15 protein-coding genes and 1 tRNA gene are annotated in these 16842 nt (G+C 58.9%); 8 read left to right on the top strand and 8 right to left on the bottom strand.

Translation table 11 applies throughout. From position 1 onward, the window contains the following. The first annotated feature begins 1 nt into the window (after position 1). The 3 genes from MK208_RS09960 (at position 2) to MK208_RS09950 (ending at position 4295) form a co-directional block, all read left to right on the top strand. Entirely contained in the window at positions 2 to 3139 is a 3138-nt protein-coding gene (locus MK208_RS09960; RefSeq protein ID WP_294116315.1) for a multidrug efflux RND transporter permease subunit, read from the top strand. 78 nt (positions 3140 to 3217) lie between these two features. Beyond that, positions 3218 to 3787, top strand: a complete 570-nt coding sequence (locus MK208_RS09955; RefSeq protein WP_294116314.1) for a hypothetical protein — start codon at positions 3218 to 3220, stop codon at positions 3785 to 3787. A gap of 154 nt (positions 3788 to 3941) precedes the next feature. Next, entirely contained in the window at positions 3942 to 4295 is a 354-nt protein-coding gene (locus tag MK208_RS09950) for a hypothetical protein (RefSeq protein WP_294116313.1), read from the top strand. An 84-nt stretch (positions 4296 to 4379) separates the two neighbouring features. On the opposite strand, the gene MK208_RS09945 is transcribed toward MK208_RS09950, so the two are convergent. The 8 genes from MK208_RS09945 to fabI form a co-directional block, all read right to left on the bottom strand. Beyond that, entirely contained in the window at positions 4380 to 6341 is a 1962-nt protein-coding gene (locus tag MK208_RS09945; RefSeq protein WP_294116312.1) for a bifunctional 2',3'-cyclic-nucleotide 2'-phosphodiesterase/3'-nucleotidase, read from the bottom strand. A gap of 306 nt (positions 6342 to 6647) precedes the next feature. Beyond that, entirely contained in the window at positions 6648 to 8159 is a 1512-nt protein-coding gene (trpE, locus tag MK208_RS09940) for an anthranilate synthase component I (RefSeq protein WP_294116311.1), read from the bottom strand. A 15-nt stretch (positions 8160 to 8174) separates the two neighbouring features. Then, positions 8175 to 10016: a peptidylprolyl isomerase gene (locus tag MK208_RS09935; protein ID WP_294116310.1), complete on the bottom strand. Its 1842-nt coding sequence runs from the start codon at positions 10014 to 10016 to the stop codon at positions 8175 to 8177. Between the two features lie 107 nt (positions 10017 to 10123). Further along, positions 10124 to 11299: an aminotransferase gene (locus tag MK208_RS09930; protein ID WP_294116309.1), complete on the bottom strand. Its 1176-nt coding sequence runs from the start codon at positions 11297 to 11299 to the stop codon at positions 10124 to 10126. Positions 11300 to 11409: 110 nt separating this feature from the next. Next, positions 11410 to 11928: a xanthine phosphoribosyltransferase gene (gene gpt / locus MK208_RS09925; RefSeq protein WP_294116308.1), complete on the bottom strand. Its 519-nt coding sequence runs from the start codon at positions 11926 to 11928 to the stop codon at positions 11410 to 11412. Positions 11929 to 12001: 73 nt separating this feature from the next. Further along, positions 12002 to 12760, bottom strand: a complete 759-nt coding sequence (locus MK208_RS09920) for a murein L,D-transpeptidase family protein (protein ID WP_294116307.1) — start codon at positions 12758 to 12760, stop codon at positions 12002 to 12004. A gap of 14 nt (positions 12761 to 12774) precedes the next feature. Further along, positions 12775 to 13389, bottom strand: a complete 615-nt coding sequence (locus tag MK208_RS09915; RefSeq protein ID WP_294116306.1) for a LysE family translocator — start codon at positions 13387 to 13389, stop codon at positions 12775 to 12777. Continuing rightward, the gene (gene fabI / locus MK208_RS09910) at positions 13386 to 14204 is read right to left on the bottom strand and encodes an enoyl-ACP reductase FabI (RefSeq protein WP_294116305.1); all 819 of its coding nucleotides are present in this window, start codon (positions 14202 to 14204) and stop codon (positions 13386 to 13388) included. The genes MK208_RS09915 and fabI overlap by 4 nt, the downstream gene beginning before the upstream one ends. A 124-nt stretch (positions 14205 to 14328) precedes the next feature. On the opposite strand from fabI, the gene pdxH reads away from it, so the two are divergent. From pdxH to MK208_RS09885, 5 genes are all read left to right on the top strand, one after another. Beyond that, the gene (gene pdxH, locus MK208_RS09905; RefSeq protein ID WP_294116304.1) at positions 14329 to 14934 is read left to right on the top strand and encodes a pyridoxamine 5'-phosphate oxidase; all 606 of its coding nucleotides are present in this window, start codon (positions 14329 to 14331) and stop codon (positions 14932 to 14934) included. Positions 14935 to 15030: 96 nt separating this feature from the next. Next, positions 15031 to 15588: a cold shock domain-containing protein gene (locus MK208_RS09900; protein ID WP_294116303.1), complete on the top strand. Its 558-nt coding sequence runs from the start codon at positions 15031 to 15033 to the stop codon at positions 15586 to 15588. Positions 15589 to 15647: 59 nt separating this feature from the next. After that, positions 15648 to 16082: a DUF192 domain-containing protein gene (locus MK208_RS09895; protein WP_294116545.1), complete on the top strand. Its 435-nt coding sequence runs from the start codon at positions 15648 to 15650 to the stop codon at positions 16080 to 16082. A 46-nt stretch (positions 16083 to 16128) separates the two neighbouring features. Beyond that, a tRNA-Pro gene (locus tag MK208_RS09890) sits at positions 16129 to 16205 on the top strand. A gap of 338 nt (positions 16206 to 16543) precedes the next feature. Continuing rightward, positions 16544 to 16759 carry a hypothetical protein gene (locus MK208_RS09885; RefSeq protein WP_294116302.1) on the top strand — a complete coding sequence of 72 codons (216 nt, stop codon included), beginning with the start codon at positions 16544 to 16546 and terminating at the stop codon, positions 16757 to 16759. Positions 16760 to 16842 lie beyond the last annotated feature (83 nt).

The following is a 16842-nucleotide window of genomic DNA, read 5'->3' as shown; positions in this document are numbered from 1 at the left end:
CGTGTTTTCAGCGATCTTCATCCGGCGCCCGAAAACGGCGTTTGTGATTTCTCTGGTGCTCTCCATTATGGGGTTCATCGGGTATAATGCGCTCCCTGTGGAGCAGTTCCCGGACATCACGCCCCCTGTGGTGACCGTGTCAGCCAACTACACTGGCGCGAACTCCGAAACTGTGGAGAACACCGTGGCCGCGCCGATTGAGGCACAGGTGAACGGGGTGGACGACATGATCTATATGTCGTCGGACAGTACGGACACCGGCTCCTACAACCTGTCTGTGACCTTTGAGGTGGGAACAGATCCGGACATTGCCTCGGTGAACGTGCAGAACCGCGTGGCACAGGCGACGTCGTCTTTGCCAACCGAGGTGACCAACAGCGGGGTGGTGACACAGAAGTCCTCCACCAACATGTTGATGATTGTCACGCTGGTCTCGCCAAACAGCACCTATGACGAGGTGTTCTTGTCCAACTACGCTTCGATCAACCTGCGCGATGCGTTGGCACGTGTGAAAGGCGTCGGTAAAGCGGACGTGATGACCAACTTTGAATACTCCATGCGGATGTGGATGGATCCAGACCGTATGGCAGGGTTGGGGCTCACACCAGGGGATCTGGTAGCGGCCATTCGTGAGCAGAACCTTGAGGTCTCTGCTGGTCAAATTGGGACGCCACCGATCCCAACCGGGCAGCAGTTTCAATACACCATCAAATCCAAAGGCCGTCTGACCACGGTGAAGGAATTTGAAGAGATCGTGCTGCGTACCGGCGAGGCGGGCAGCATTGTGCGCATGAAAGATGTGGCGCGGGTCGAGCTGGGAGCGAACTACTACAATGCCTCTGGCCGAGCGGATGGCAACCCGGCGACGGTTCTGGCGATCTATCAGGCGCCGGGCGAAAACGCTTTGGCGGTGGCGGAGGCTGTGAAGGCCGAAGTCGAACGCCTGTCGAGCGCCTTCCCGGATGATGTAGAGTACGCCATTCCGTATGACAGCACACTGTTTGTGGAGCAGTCGCTGAGCGATGTGGTCTCGACCTTGATCCTGACGTTCATCCTCGTGATCTCGGTGGTATTCATCTTCCTTGGCAATGTGCGGGCGACGGTCATTCCTGCGGTGGCCATTCCAGTGTCTTTGATTGGTGCATTTGCCTTCTTGTTGTTGTTCGGCATGTCGCTGAACACGATCTCCTTGTTTGCCTTGGTGCTTGCGATCGGGATCGTGGTGGATGACGCGATTGTTGTGGTGGAGAATGTTGAGCGCATCATTGCGGAAGAGGGGCTGTCTGCGGCGGACGCCACCCGCAAGGCGATGGGACAGATCACCGGGCCGGTGATTGCAACCACGCTGGTATTGCTGGCGGTGTTTGTGCCGGTGACCTTCATGCCGGGCATCACCGGGCGGCTCTACACGCAGTTTGCCGTGACCATCTCCACCGCTGTGGTGATTTCCTCGATCAACGCGCTGACGCTGTCTCCGGCGTTGTGCTCGCTGATCCTGAAGCCGCGTGATCCGGGTGGCCCTAAGGGCCTGATGGCGACGTTTGAGAAAGGCGTGGACGGCGCGCGGGGCGCTTATGTTGGGATTGTACGTCGGTTTGTGCGTATCCCAATCCTGGCGCTTGTGATCATTGGCGCGATGATGGCGGGCTCCGGCACGTTGATCAAATCGATCCCTGCAGGCTTCATCCCGCTGGAAGACAACGGCACGCTGTTTGTGGATGTTCAGCTGCCGGATGCGGCCTCGCTTGAGCGGACCGAGAAGGTCACCACACGTTTGAACGAGCAGCTGATGGAAATCCCAGGCGTGGCTGGCTCTGTGCTTGTGAACGGCTTTAGTTTGCTGAACGGGTCTGGCTCCAACGGGGCGATGATCATTTTGAACCTGGAGCCTTGGGATGATCGCCAGACAGATGAGCTGAGCGCGGATGGGATTTTGGCCAAGGTTTATGGCCTTGCCAATCAGGAGATTTCCGCCAGCGTGATTGCCTTTAACCCACCGCCGATCTCTGGCCTTGGTCTGAGTGCGGGTGTGGAAATGAAGGTGCAGCAAACCGGTGGCGGCACCGCACAGGACTTGGCGGCCGCTGTTGGCTCGCTGGTCTATGCGGCCAACCAACGGGACGAGATGGCACAGAGCTATTCGACCTTCCGCGCCAACGTGCCAAAGGTCTATGTCGACCTGGATCGGGAAAAGGCGAAGTCGCTCAACGTGTCGATTGCCGACGTCTTCACCACGCTGCAGGGCTATATGGGCTCGATTTATGTGAATGACTTCAACCTGTTTGGTCGCGTCTATCGTGTGATGATTCAAGCGGACGGTGAATTCCGCTCGCAAGTCGAGGACATCAATGCGCTGTATGTGCGGTCCCAAAGCGGCGAGATGGTGCCTATGGGTACGCTTGTGACGGTGCGCAATGAGTTGGGGCCGGTGGCGCTGAACCGCTACAATATGTTCCGCTCTGCGACTGTGACCGGGGTGCCAAAAGAAGGCCTGTCGACCGGGGATGCGATCCGCGTTCTGGAAGAGGAGGCCGCGACGGCTCTGCCTCCGGGATATGCCTTTGAGTGGACCGGGACCGCGCAGCAGCAGCAAGCCGCAGGCGGTCTTGTGGTGCTGATCCTGATCATGGCGGTGGTCTTTGGCTACCTGTTCCTTGTGGCGCAGTACGAGAGTTGGACCATGCCGGTGGGCATTCTGCTCTCGGTCACCGTGGCGCTGTTTGGCGCGCTGGCGGCGGTGCTTGTGTCCGGTGGGGATGTGAACCTCTACACCCAGATCGGGATGATCATGCTGATTGGTCTGGCCTCCAAAAACGCCATTCTCATCGTGGAATTTGCGATGGAGCGGCGTGCCGCGGGGCTGAGCATCAAGGAGGCCGCAATTGAGGCCGCGAGCCAGCGTTTCCGTGCGGTGATGATGACGGCGCTGTCGTTCCTGTTGGGCGTGGTGCCGCTGTTGGTGGCCAATGGCGCCGGGGCGGCAAGCCAGAAGGCCATTGGTGTGGCCGTGTTTGGCGGCATGCTGGCGGCGACCGTGATTGGGGTGGTGATTGTGCCGATCCTTTACGTGTTGCTGCAAGGCATGCGGGAGTGGGTCAAGGGCACCAACAAGAAGGCGGAGCCGTCTGAAGCGGCGTAAGGTGCTGAGAATAATAGAGAAGGGCTGGAGGCAACTCCGGCCCTTTTTGTTTGGCGTAAAGCTCGGTAGCCTTTGGGCATGATACGGTTGCTTTTGGTTTTTGTGCTTTCGGTGTCCGCTTGGTCTGCCTTGGCAGAAGAGCGGCCGCAGGGGCTTATGTGGAACCGCTCGGGGTTGCCTGCGACTTTGCCGTTGTTGATCAAGACCAACGACGGTGCGGATTATTTCCTGAATTTACGGGATGTTGAGCGCGACAAAGTCGTGCTGGCCGCTTACGTGCGGGGTGGGGAGTTCTTTCAGGTATTGGTGCCGCCTGGGCGGTTTGAGCTGGTGTTTGCTTCTGGCGAAGAGTGGCAGGGCGAGGCGCGGATGTTTGGGGTGCACACGCATTTGTTCAAGCTGGATCAGACGTTGCGCTTTCGCGCGACGATGAGTCAGCGGCGGGGGCATATGATTGACCTCACGCAGACCGGAGGCACAACCATCAGCGACTTGGCAAAGTGTCAGCGACTGGCACTGGACCCGGAGAGTTTGCGCAACCGGAAAGAGCAGTTTGATCCGCTGCTGCGCGATCCAAGCGGGGCGCCGGAAGCTTGGCCAGAGATGCCGGCTCCGCGTTATGATGTGGAGACGTGGACCTGCCTTTGAGCACTTGTAAAAAGGCCTGAATAGGCTCAGTCTTAGAAAGCTAAATCTAATTAAATCTATTACGCTGGACCACTTGAATTCCTTCCCTGCTTGGCATCAATATTTGGGCGACAAAGCAAGTATTGTTTTGAGAATAACGCTACGAGGTTATTTTATGGCCCAAGATGTGTCCAAGCTTACCGGCGCTGAAAGACAGCGCATCTCGCGCACGGCAAAACGTAACTTCCGATCGGAGGTGATGCTCATTTTGACGGCTGGTTTTGCGCTGATCATGGTGATGTTGTTTGTATTGGGCAACCGGTTAGTTTTGCCAATGTCGGAGTTGCTACAGATACGACCTATGATTGTGTGGGTGGCGTTGAGTATGACACTTTCCGTAGTTTGGGCTCTTGCTCATGGATTTTGTGTAAAACCAAAAATTGAAAATGCGCGAGAGCTGGATGCGGCCGTGCTACATCACTACCAGAAACTGCGGAGAGAAGAGCTTCAAAACCGTCTGCGAAGCTAGAATGGTTCGCTAAATAGTCTTGTAACGAGACAGGGGGTAGAAAAGGCCGGAGAAAACTCCGGCCTTTTGTGGTTTCGTGTGTCTTTACAGTTGGATGCGGAAGCGGGCGAAACCGTCGGGGCCTTCGCCTGCAGCCTCAATAGAGACGCCTTCCACGCTGTCGCTGTAGTCTGCCGCCTTAGGGCCGGTGTCAAACAGGACCGAGGTGCCTGGCAGCGGCGCGAAGGTCCAGTTGGCTTCGGCGCGGGGGCTGATGGTGCCTTTTTCCACGATGTAGCGCACGATCACGTCGCGGTTGGTGTCCGGGCCTTCAAACACGATGGTGTCACCCATGGCGCCGGGGAATTTGCCGCCGCCGCCGGCGCGGTAGTTGTTGGTGGCGATGATGAATTCTGCGTTCATGTCCAAAGGCTTGCCGTCAAACATCAGGTTGGTGATGCGGTTGGCATCGGCGTTGATCAGGTTGCCTTTGGGGTCGAATTTGGATGGTTGGGACAGGTCGATTTCATAGGTCACACCGTCCATGACGTCGAAGTTGTAAGACGGGAATTCTGGGTTCAGCAGCACCTGATCGGCTTTGCCAGTCTCGACTTGGTTGAAGATGCCTGCGGAGCGTTCCAGCCAGTCTTTGACCTCCTGACCTGTCACGCGCACGGCGCGGACGGTGTTGGGGTAGAGGTAGAGGTCGGAGACGTTTTTAATCGCCACGTCGCCTTTGGCCACGTCGGTGTAATACTCCGGACCACCACGGCCACCGGCCTTGAATGGGGCAGCGGCGGAGAGGATGGGCAAGCCTTCGTGTTCGGTGCCTTTCATCATCTGTTCGATGTACCAGAGCTGGGCAATGGAGACGATCTGAACCGATGGGTCATCGGCCACCAGCGCGAAATAGCTGTGCAGAGGCGCGTCGGTCTTGCCAACGGCGCGGCGGACATACGCCAGCGTCTCGTCGTGTTCTTTCTGGACGCTGGCCAGAACGTCTGGTTGGTCTTCGACCAGCGCGGTGATGGAGCGGTCTTCGTTCCGCTTGGAAATTGGGCGCGCTTCGGTGCTATGAGAGACGATTTTCCATTCATTTCCAGAGCGTTCCAGCATCAGGTCGATGAGACCCATGTGTGAGCCCCAGAAACCGCCCATGGCCGCTGGTTTGCCCATAATGGTGCCGTTTGCCACGTCCACGCCAGCCATGCCGTCATACGCGGAGGACGGGAAGACGCGGTGGTGGTGGCCGGTGAGGACGGCGTCGATGCCCTCAACAGCGGCAAGCGGCACGGAGGCGTTTTCCATGCCATCGGAATGATCTGCGGCGCCGATGCCGGAGTGGCTGAGCGCGATGATGATGTCGGCGCCTTCTTCTTTCATCTGCGGCACGAAGGCTTTGGCGGTTTCGACAATGTCACGCGCCTGTACGTTGCCTTCGAGGTGGCGGCGATCCCAGTTCATGACTTGGGGAGGGGTAAAGCCAATCACACCAACCTTAATTATGTGTTTCTCGCCCGCACCGTCGGTGAGTTCACGCTCCAGAATGGAATAGGGTTTGAACATGGTTTTGTCTTCGCGCGGGGTGCCGCCTTGCTCCAGAGAGATGTTGGAGAGCACGGTTTCAAAGTCCGCGCCAGCCATGGATTTCATCAGGAAATCAATGCCGTAGTTGAATTCGTGGTTGCCGATTGTGGCGGCGTCATAGCCCACAGCGTTCATCGCGGTGATGATCGGATGCATGTCGCCTTCTTTCATGCCGCGCTCATAGGCGATGTAGTCGCCCATTGGGTTGCCCTGCAGGAAATCGCCGTTGTCGATCAGCATCGAGTTGGTGGCTTCATCGCGGATGTTTTTGATCAGCGAGGCGGTGCGGGCGAGGCCTACAGTGTCGCGCGGTTTGTCGGCGTAATAGTCGTACGGGAAGACGTGCACGTGCAGGTCCGTGGTCTCCATAATCCGCAGATGTGCTTGATTTTGCGCAGCATTTGCCGAGAAGGGGTGCAGGACGACGAAGCCTGCGGTGGAGGCCAGGAAGTGGCGGCGGGACAGGGTGAATTGGGCCATTTTGGTGCTCTCTGTTGTAATAGATATTGCCCGCACGGCTGGGGCCGAGGCGGGTTTGTTTTTGGAATAATGCAGGGAGTGTAACAGCGATTTGACCGCGCGGACAAATTTCTGAGACATGGGCGGATGTCTGCGCGTTAACCGGCGGTTTTGGAGGTCAAAACCACGTCGGTATTCTGTCGGTATCGCGACTGTTTTGCGGAGGTGCGTTTTAGGGCGATAAGGCGTTAACGCAACGGGCGTTGTGGCGCAAAAAAAGAGGCCCCGGATCAGGTCCGGGGCGCGTGGTTTCTTTTAGGGGTGCTGTTAGGAGTTGCCGTTGCCGGTGAACCGCGCAGCATCCGCAGCGGCGCGGCGGATGGCGTTGGATTTGTGCACGGTTTCCATGTATTCGGCCTCCGGGTCGCTGTCATAGACAACGCCGCCGCCGGCCTGAATGTAGAGCTTCTGGTCTTTCACAATCGCTGTGCGCAGCGCGATACAGATGTCCATATCGCCGCCTGAGCTGAAGTAGCCAACGCCGCCGCCATAGATGCCACGTTTTTCGGGTTCCAGCTCGTCGATGATTTCCATCGCGCGCACTTTAGGGGCGCCGGAGACGGTGCCCGCAGGCATGCCGGCAAAGAAAGCATCCAGCGCGTCTTTGTCTTCCGTCAATTCGCCGACGACGTTGGAGACGATGTGCATCACGTGGCTATAGCGCTCGATGATGAATTTCTCGGTGGGGCGCACGGTGCCGATTTTGGAAACGCGGCCAGTATCATTGCGACCCAGATCCAAGAGCATGAGGTGCTCGGCGAGTTCTTTCTTGTCCGCCAAGAGATCCTCTTCGAGGGCCTTGTCCTCTTCTGGCGTGGCGCCACGGGGGCGGGTGCCTGCGATCGGGCGGATGGTGACTTCGTCGCCAAACACCCGCACGAGGATTTCCGGGCTGGCGCCGACCACCTGAAACCCACCGAAGTTGAAGTAGAACATAAACGGTGACGGGTTGGTGCGGCGCAGGGAGCGGTAGAGCGCAAATGGTGGCTGCGGGAAATCCTGCGTCCAGCGTTGGGCGGGCACCACTTGGAAGATGTCGCCGGCTTTGATGTACTCCTTGGCCTTCTCCACAGCGGCCAGGTAGCCCTCTTTGGTGAAGTTGGAGACCGGCGGGGAGACTTCGTGCGCTTCCCCCAGATCACGCGCTGCTTGGGGCATGGCGCGTTCGAGATCGCGCACGGCGTCCATGACACGTTCGGCAGCCTGCGCATAGGCGGCGCGGGCGGATTGGCCGTCGCTGACCCAAGCGGGAGAAACCACGGTGACTTCGCCTTTCACGCCGTCGAGCACGGCCACCACAGAAGGGCGCAACATGCAGGCGTCGGGCAGGCCAAGCGGGTCCGGGTTGATGTTGGGCAGATGCTCCACCAGCCGGATCATGTCATAGCCGAGGTAGCCAAACAGACCGGCGGAGGCCTGTGGCAGGTCTTCGGGCAGGTCAATTTTGCTTTCGGCAATCAGGGCACGCAGGTTGGTGAGCGGGTCGCCGTCCTGTGGGGTGAAGCCATCGGGATCAAACCGCGCGGTGCGGTTGATGCGGCTTTCGGTGCCGTGGGTTTGCCAGATCAGATCGGGCTTCATGCCAATCATGGAATACCGTCCACGCACTTCACCACCGGTCACAGACTCCAGCATGAAGGCGTCTTTGTGAGCGCCGGTGAGCTTGAGCATGAGCGACACTGGGGTGTCGAGGTCGGCGGCGAGCCGCGTGTACACTACCTGATTTTCACCGGCCTCATAGGCTTTGGCAAAATCTTCAAACGAGGGAGTCAGGTCCACCTTGGCGGCCTTTCTTTACTGGAAGTTCGCGTGCACCGCGTTCAGTGCCTGCTGGTTGATCTGGGTCGGGTACATGCCTTGCAGCGCCTGTGCGTAGGCGGCGAAGACGTCCTGAGAGATGCCGCTGGAGAGCTGTGCGGTGATCGCCGCCTTGAGCGCGGTGACTTCTGGATCGTCGGTCGCAGGCTCGGTGATGGCGTTCAGGCGCACCACAATCAGGCCGTCCGGGCTGTCCAGTGTGCGCAGCTCGCCCACTTCCATCTCAAAGATTTCGGAGAGGAATTCTGCAGGGGTGCCCGGCACAAAGGCGGCGCGGTCCATTTCGACCTCTTCGTTGGCGGTGAAGCCAAAGGAGGTGAAGCTGGTGCCGTCGTTCAGGCGTGGCTTCAGGGTTTCGATCAGGCCTTTGAGCGCTTCGGTGGTGCGGTCGGCGGTGATCTGCGCGGCGGCCTCTTCGGCCACATCTGCCAATGGGGCAGGCTGGCTTGGGGTTTCGCCCTCCAGACGCAGGGCAAAGATGCCGCCGTCTTCAAGCACTTCGATCTGTGGGAAGTCTTCGACGGTCACGGTAGAAGCCACTTCGCGGAAGCCTTCGTAGCCAGCGAGGTCATCTTCTGACAGCGGGTGCCAATTGATGGTGCCAAGCTCCATGTCGGTTTCGGCCACCAGTTCTTCCAGGGTCGCGCCACCGGCGAGCAGGTCGTCGATGTTGCCGATCTGGGTGTCGATCAGGCGGCGGGACCGATCTGCGGCGAGCTCTTCGCGCAGCAGCTCTTTGGCTTCGTCAAAGGTGGTGGTCTGCGCGGCCAACACACCGTTCACGCGGAACAGGGCTGGGCCGAGGTTGGACGGCGCAGGACCGGCGATGCCGTTGGCGGGTGCGAGGAAGACAGCTTCACCGGCTTCGCCAAGGTCCGCTTTGGTCACGTCACCAAGGTCCACATCAGACAGCGACAGGCCACGTCCTTCAACCAGGCTGGTGAAGGTGGCGGTGCCCGCAGCAATCTGGTCCATGGCGGCTTGCGCGGCGGCTTCGTCGGCAAAGGCCAGACGCTCGACCAGACGGCGCTCCGGGCGGTTAAACTCGGCGTCGCGCTCATCATAGAGGTTTTGCAGGGAGGCTTCGTCCACGTCCACCTGATCGATGATCATTTCAGGCGACAGCCACGCGTAGGTGATCTGGCGGGTGGCGGGCAGCATAAAGCGGTCCTGATTTTCGGTGTAGTGGGCTTCGATCTCGGCCTCGGTGGGGGCGTCCACGGCGCGGGTCAGGTTGTCGGCTGTGAGCTTGGACCAGGTGAAGTCGCGCTCTTCGGCGACAAATTTGATCACGGTGTCGGCGTAGACATCGGGCATCACCAGACCGGAGACCACGGCGCTTTGCAGCAGGGAGCGCACGGTGTCTTCGCGCACGCTGTCTTCAAACTCGGATTCGTTCATGCCGGCCTGGTCGATGGCAAAGCTGTAGGCGTCGCGATCAAAGGAGCCGTCGAGCCCTTGGAAGGACGGGATGTTCATCAGCTCCTGGCGCAGGTTTTCGTCGCCAATGGAGATGCCGAGGCGTTCATTCTCCGCATCTATCGAGCGGGTGGTGGAAAGGCGGGAGAGCACCATGCGGTCGATGCCAAAGGCCTGTGCCTGCACAAATGGCAGCGACTGGCCGGTTTGGGCCTCAAGCGCGCGCAGCTCTTCTTGCAGGGCGCGGGCGTAATCGTCGACTGAGATGTCTTTGTCGCCCACGGTGCCCACGGTGCGCACGGTGCCGGTGAGGCTGGTCGCGCCAAAACCGCCCAAGCCCAGAATGAGCAAGCCCATGAGAATCCAGACCGCTGTTTTGGAGGTTTTGCTCTGCGCCATGTCCGATGTCCGCCCTGTAATCGTTCAAGTTTCTTCTGCGAAGGTCTACGCGGTTGGGGCAGGGGGGGCAAGCATGATTGGCTTGTCGCCCCTGTGTAGTGGTTGCGTCAGGCGCTGACCGTGGCCAGACGGGCAAAGAGATCGCCGATTCCGGCGCGATCGACGTTGGCAAAGGCGATACGCAGGGTGTCTTTGCCCGCCTGATCGCCCTCAGGCGTGAACATGGTGCCTGGCAGGGTCAGGATGCCGTGGCTTTGCACCAGTTGCTGCGCCAATTGGTCAGATGGCAGGGCGAAGGGATGCTTCATGTAAGCGAAGTAGGCGCCTGCGCCTTGAAGTTCCCAACCCTGGTCGGTGAGCAGGGGCAGATTGTCGGCAATTGCCGCGCGGCGGTCGAGGATTTCGGCGCGTTCGCCGGCGAGCCATTGGCTCAGATTTTGCATGCCCCAGAGCGCGGCGTGCTGGCCGAGTTGGTTGGGGCAGATGGTGACGGTGTCGAGGAATTTTTCCGCCTCCGCCAGCAACGTCGCGCTGCCTACCATGGCGCCGACACGGTGGCCGGTGAGGCGATAGGCTTTGGAGAAGGAGTAGAGTTGCACCAATGTGTCTTGCCAATCCGGGTCGCCAAAGAGGTTATGCGGTGCGCCGGTGCGGCTGTCAAAATCGCGGTATGTTTCATCGACGATCAGGCGAATGCCACGGGATTTGGCAAGCTCATACATGGCGCGTACCAGCTCTGCCGGATACTCGACGCCGCCGGGGTTGTTGGGCGTGACCAGTACAATGGCGCGGGTGCGCTCTGTGATCAGGGCGGCGGCGTGCTCTGGGTCTGGTTGGAGATGGGCGTCGGTGGGCAACGGCACGGTGGTGACGCCCTGCATGTCGAGCCACATTTTGTGATTGAAGTACCATGGGGTTGGTAGGATGACCTCATCTCCTTCGCCAGCAATTGCGGTGAGGGTGGCGCAGAAGGCTTGGTTGCAGCCAGAGGTGATGGCGACTTGCGCCGGGGCGATGTCGCCTGCGTAGGCGGCGGACCATTGCGTGGCGACTTCGGCGCGCAACTCGGGCAACCCTAGCACAGGGCCATAGAGGTGGGCCTCCGGATGGTTGAGCGCGGTGTCTGCGATGTGGTGCAGGAGGGGCTCCGGTGGGGCGGCGACAGGGGCGGCCTGGCTGACGTTGATCAGCGGGCGGTCGGCCGGAAAGGTCACGCCTTCGAGCCAGCGGCGGGCCTCCATCACGGGCGGGGCAAAGGTGGCGGCGGTGCGGGTGAGGGTCATTTGGTCAATCTCTCAGGCAAAAGCGGGCAAAAGAAAACCGCAGCGAGGCGCCTCGCTGCGGTCCGAATTGGGCGGTTTGTGATGTGGGCCAAGCCCACCAACCGGTGCGATCAATCGGTGCCGCGATAAGGCTCGACGTATTGCAACGCCATGTCCCATGGGAAGAAAATCCAGGTGTCCTGGCTGACGCCGGTGATGAAGGTGTCGACCATCGGCTCGCCTGCAGGTTTGGCGTATACGGTGGCGAAGTGGGCCTTAGGGAACATCTGGCGCACCAGTTCGAGGGTTTTGCCGGAATCCACCAGATCGTCGACGATCAGGATGCCTTCACCGTCGCCCATCAGCTCTGCGTCCGGGCTTTTGAGGACCTGCGCCTCACGCTGTTTGTCCTGTGCACCACCGCCGGAGTAGTAGGATTTTACGGAGATGGTATCGACGGTACGGATGTCGAGTTCCCGGCTGACGATCATCGCCGGGGCCATGCCCCCACGGGTGATGGCCACGACGGCCTTCCATGCGCCATCATTTGGGCCTTTGCCGTCCAGACGCCATGCCAGCGCGCGGCTGTCGCGGTGGATTTGATCCCAGCTGATGTGGAAGCCTTTTTCGTGTGGCAGACGCTCGCTCATGTGGACTCACCCCTTTGTCGCAGATTTGGGCTGTTCTAGCAGACGGGAAGGGCGGCGCAAACTGTTTGCGTGCCTACCAAGCGGTGACGCGGTATTTGTTTTCTTTCAGCGTGATTTTGGGCGGGCGGCCGGTTTTGTCAAAGGCGTGGTAGGCGGGGGCGAGCTGCTGCCAGAAGTCTTCCCACTTGTGACCGGATGCCGCCGCCATGCGTTGCGGTATGGGGCGGAAGGGGAAGGCGTGCACGGGCACTGAGGATAAACCGTTGTTCAGGGCCGCTTCGACGGCGACGTAGATTTCCTCGATCGCAGGATCGGTCATGGCGTAGCAGCCGATAGAGACGCAGTCGCCATGTACCATCAGGAAGCTGCCGGTGCGGTCGTGTGCGCGGTCAAAGCGGTTGGGGAAGCCCAAGTTGAAAGACAGGTGGTAGCTGCTGTTTGGGTTTAAGGCGGATTTGGTGACCGTGTAAAAGCCCTCAGGCGATTGGCGGTCACCTTCTTTGAGCTTGGGGCCGAGGTCGCCGGAGTGGTTGCAGATCGGATAGGTTTTGAAGAGGGCGTAGGTGTCGCTTGGGGTTTGTACCCAGAGTTCCAACTCGCGTTCTTCTTTGAAAATGCGGATGTAGACCGGCGCGCCAAGGGTGGTGTTGTGAGCGGCAAAGCCCGCGTTCAGAACAGGCGTTTGACGGGCGCGTACCACGGCGATGTTGTCCCGCGGCCATATGGCGTCTTTGATCGGGGGCGGAATGAAATGCGGACGGTAGAGCGCAAAAATCCCCAAGGCGCTCATGATGCAGAGCAAAAAGAAGAGAGCCTTGAGGAGTTTGCGCATGGTCCGAGCGCGGCTTAGGTGGCCGCGATCTTGACACCTAGAGCCGCCAGAAGGCCGCCAAAGACGCGGTCAATCAGGTGCTTGAGGCCGATGTAGATTTTGCGGGTGCGGTCCAGAGAGAACAGACGCGCCACGGAGGTGTTCCAGAGGAATTCACCGAGGAAGATACATACCAGCAGTAGCGCCAGCGCCAGCGGGGTGGCGTCAGTTGGCACGGTGCCGACAAAGACCGCGCCAAAGAAGACAGCGGGTTTTGGGTTGGCGAGCTGGGTCCAGATGCCGAGGCGCAGTGCGGACAAAGGTGTCATGGCGGCAACTTCGGCGCCGTTGTCTTCCAGAGGTTCATCCGCTGCACGCCACATTTTGAACGCGGTCCAGATCAGGAAGGCTGCGCCGCCGATCTTGAGAACGGTCAGCAGGAACGGTGCGTATTCAAACAGCAAGGCAAGGCCAAAGAGGGCGGAGGCCGCCCAGAAGACCGCGCCGAGGCCGATGCCCACCGAGAGCGCCGCGCCGGTTTTGAGGCCTTGTTGCAGACCCACGCGGGCGGCCATGAGCACGGCGGGGCCAGGGCTGACGGCGGCCATCAGGCAAAGAGAGACGGCGGCGATAAAGGCGGCGAGGCTCATTTGCGGCCCACCACGGCGTCGATGTCCGGCGCGTCGACCGCTTTCATGCCTACAACGTGATAGCCAGCATCCACGTGCAAGTTCTCACCGGTGACGCCGCTGCCCAGATCGGACAGCAGGTAAAGCGCGGAGTTGCCCACGTCTTCGATGCCAACGTTGCGGCGCAGTGGGGAGTTCAACTCGTTCCATTTCAGGATGTAGCGGAAATCGCCGATACCAGAAGCCGCGAGGGTTTTGATCGGGCCTGCGGAGATGGCGTTCACGCGGATGCCGTCTTTACCGAGGTCTTCCGCGAGGTATTTCACGGAGGCTTCCAGGGCGGCCTTGGCGACACCCATGACGTTATAGTGCGGCATGACCTGCTCGGCACCGTAGTAGGTGAGAGTGAGGGCAGAGCCGCCGTCCGTCATCAGCTTCTCCGCGCGCTGCATCACGGCGGTGAAGGAATAGACGGAGATGTCCATGGTCATCAGGAAGTTGTCTTTGGAGGTGTCGACATAGCGGCCGCGCAGCTCGTTTTTGTCCGAGAAGCCAATGGCATGCACGATGAAGTCGATTTTGCCCCATTTCTCTTCGATCTCAGCAAAGGCTGCGTCGATGGAGGCTGCGTCGGAAACATCACAGTCGATCAGCGTGTCAACATTGAGTTGCTGAGCGAGCGGGACCACACGCTTTATGAAAGCGTCACCCATATAAGAGAATGCCAGTTCGGCGCCGGCGTCGGCACAGGCTTTGGCAATACCCCAGGCAATAGACTTGTCATTGGCAAGTCCCATAATCAGACCGCGTTTGCCTGCCATGAGTTGATTTGACATCCGGTGAACTCCGTCCCACTTGGTTATGCGTGACGTTTAGGCGATTGACCCTGTCGCATCAAGGTCTTCGCCGACGTGGAATATGCCTAGCCTGAGAGGCTGGATGATGCATTTGGAGGCAGTGATGAGCGAGAGAACAGGGATTTTTGCGGGCGAGGACCCGTTTGAGATCGCGCGGTCATGGTTGGCGGAGGCTGAGAAGAGCGAGCCAAATGACCCCAATGCGATTGCGTTGTCGACAGTGGACGCGGACGGCATGCCAAATTCCCGCATGGTGCTCTTGAAGGACATCGAGGATGCGGCGTTTGTGTTCTATACAAATTATGGCAGCGCCAAAGCGCAGGAACTGGACGGCGCAGGCAAGGCGTCCTTTGTGATGCACTGGAAATCTTTGCGCCGCCAAATTCGGGTCAGGGGACACGTTATGCGGGAAGAGGGTCCGCAGGCGGATGCATATTTTGAGTCGCGCAGTTTGAAGAGCAAGCTGGGCGCCTGGGCGTCGGAACAGTCTCAACCTCTAAATTCGCGTACAGAATTAATAGCAAAAGTGGCAAAAATGACAGCTGCGCACGGTACCCATCCCAAACGCCCGCCTTTCTGGGGCGGATATCGGCTTATTCCAGCCGAAATTGAATTTTGGGCGGATGGGGCCTTTCGGTTACACGACCGCTTCCGATGGACCCGTGAAGCCCCTGAAAAACAGTGGGAAATTCAGCGTCTTAACCCTTAATTAGTTAAAAATTTTCGTGGCAAGCGCATGAAAAGCATGGAAATTTTGCGCTTGCCGAAGTCGTCTTGATGCAGCACAGTCACGCAGATCATGGGGATGATACAAACTAAGGTTGAGGCATTGAGTACTCTAGAAAATGACGTCACGCAGGTGATGGGCGTGGTGAAATGGTTCGATCCGGTCAAGGGATTCGGATTTATTGTGTCTGACGACGGCGGGCCGGATATTCTGTTGCATGCAAACGTGCTGCGCAATTTCGGTCAGAGCTCTGTTGCAGACGGGTCCGCGATTGAAGTGTCCGTACAAGTGACACAGCGCGGGGCGCAGGCAGTCGAAGTGTATAAGATCGAAGCACCGGAAACGGAAACGCCGGTGGCGTTGTCCGATTTTGAGGGCATGGATCTGGATGATATTCGCGCGACGCCGCTGGAGCCCGCGCGGGTGAAGTGGTTCGACAAAGGCAAAGGCTTTGGCTTTGCCAATGTGTTTGGCCGCCCGGAAGACATTTTCCTGCACATCGAAGTATTGCGCCGCTCAGGTCTGTCAGACCTACAGCCTGGCGAAGCCTTGGCGCTGCGTGTGATCGACGGTAAACGTGGTCGCATGGCAACCGAGGTATTGGCGTGGGAAAACGCAGTTTTGGAAAACGACTAAAATTCTCTGGCGCGGGTCGCATGATCGGCGCCGGATTTTTGTGGCTGGCGGCAGGGTTCATGATCTCCTTGCCCGCCCAAGCCCAAGACGCCTGTGACGAAAGCAGCCTGTTGATACGAGGCGACTTTGGTCAGGCGCGATTCTCCGTAGAAGTGGCAGACACAGAGGCCGAGCGGGCACAGGGATTGATGCATCGATCTCACATGCCAAGTAGCGCGGGCATGCTGTTTATCTATGAGACCACACGGCCTGCATCTTTCTGGATGCGCAACACTCTGATTCCCCTCGATATGCTGTTTGCAGACGAGCATGGGGTGATCCAACACATTCACAGCAACGCCATTCCACTAGACGAAACCCCGATTTTTGGCGGCAATTCTGTGCGCTATGTGCTTGAAATAAATGGCGGTTTGGCCAAGGCGATGGGGATTTCTGTTGGCAGTGAAATGCGCCACCAAAATTTTTTACAAGAAATTGCAAACTGGCGTTGTTAGGGGGTTTTCATTCCGGAACAGTGGGGGTAAACCCTGCCTCACAAGTCGGGGCGTAGCGCAGCCTGGTAGCGCACCTGTTTTGGGTACAGGGGGTCGCAAGTTCGAATCTTGCCGTCCCGACCATTTTCCTCCCAGAGGAAAAGAAAAAAGACGTAGCCTTCCGGCTGCGTCTTTTTCTTTTGGGCGGGTGCGCAAAACCATGGATGCCTGGTAGCGAAAAGGCACAGGATCCGCGTCTGCAGCGCATGCCCGCTTGATCGGGCAGTGGTCTGCTTTTGGCCAGGTATGTGATTGACTGCTTCGGTCACAGCTCCTCGTTGAAGGCGATTTTGTAAGTGCTCGGGCTATTTGTCGATCAAAGACATTTGGATCGATCCGCTCCGCGCGCAGAGTGGTTGGGACGGAGCTGCCGCAATACCATCTAGGCGCGGGCCCAAGATGGGAACCGATTGGAAAATCATGTGCCCGGCGCAGACACCGGAAAAGCGCATGACCGATTTCTTCTTGGGAATGACGGCGCTGGTGGCTTGCAGGGCGCGCGCGCAAAATTCCGGCGGCGATTATGTGATCAGTTCATGGCCATGTCGTCTGGTGCAGAAGTGGAATCCCTGCGCGATGCGACGGTGCCGACCGGAACTCTGGACGCCTTGGGCCATGGGTATCTGGAAACTATCTGATTACGTAGGCGGAGCTATGACGGACAAGGGAAAGGCGTGGCTGTCAGGCTACGTTTTTGCCCCTTTTGGCCCGTTGGCTGGGC

Origin of the sequence: Shimia sp., assembly GCF_022448905.1 — a bacterium.
Classification (GTDB): Bacteria; Pseudomonadota; Alphaproteobacteria; order Rhodobacterales; family Rhodobacteraceae; genus Shimia.
Note: the sequence above shows the minus strand (reverse complement) of the source record. Positions and strands in the feature narration are given on the sequence as shown.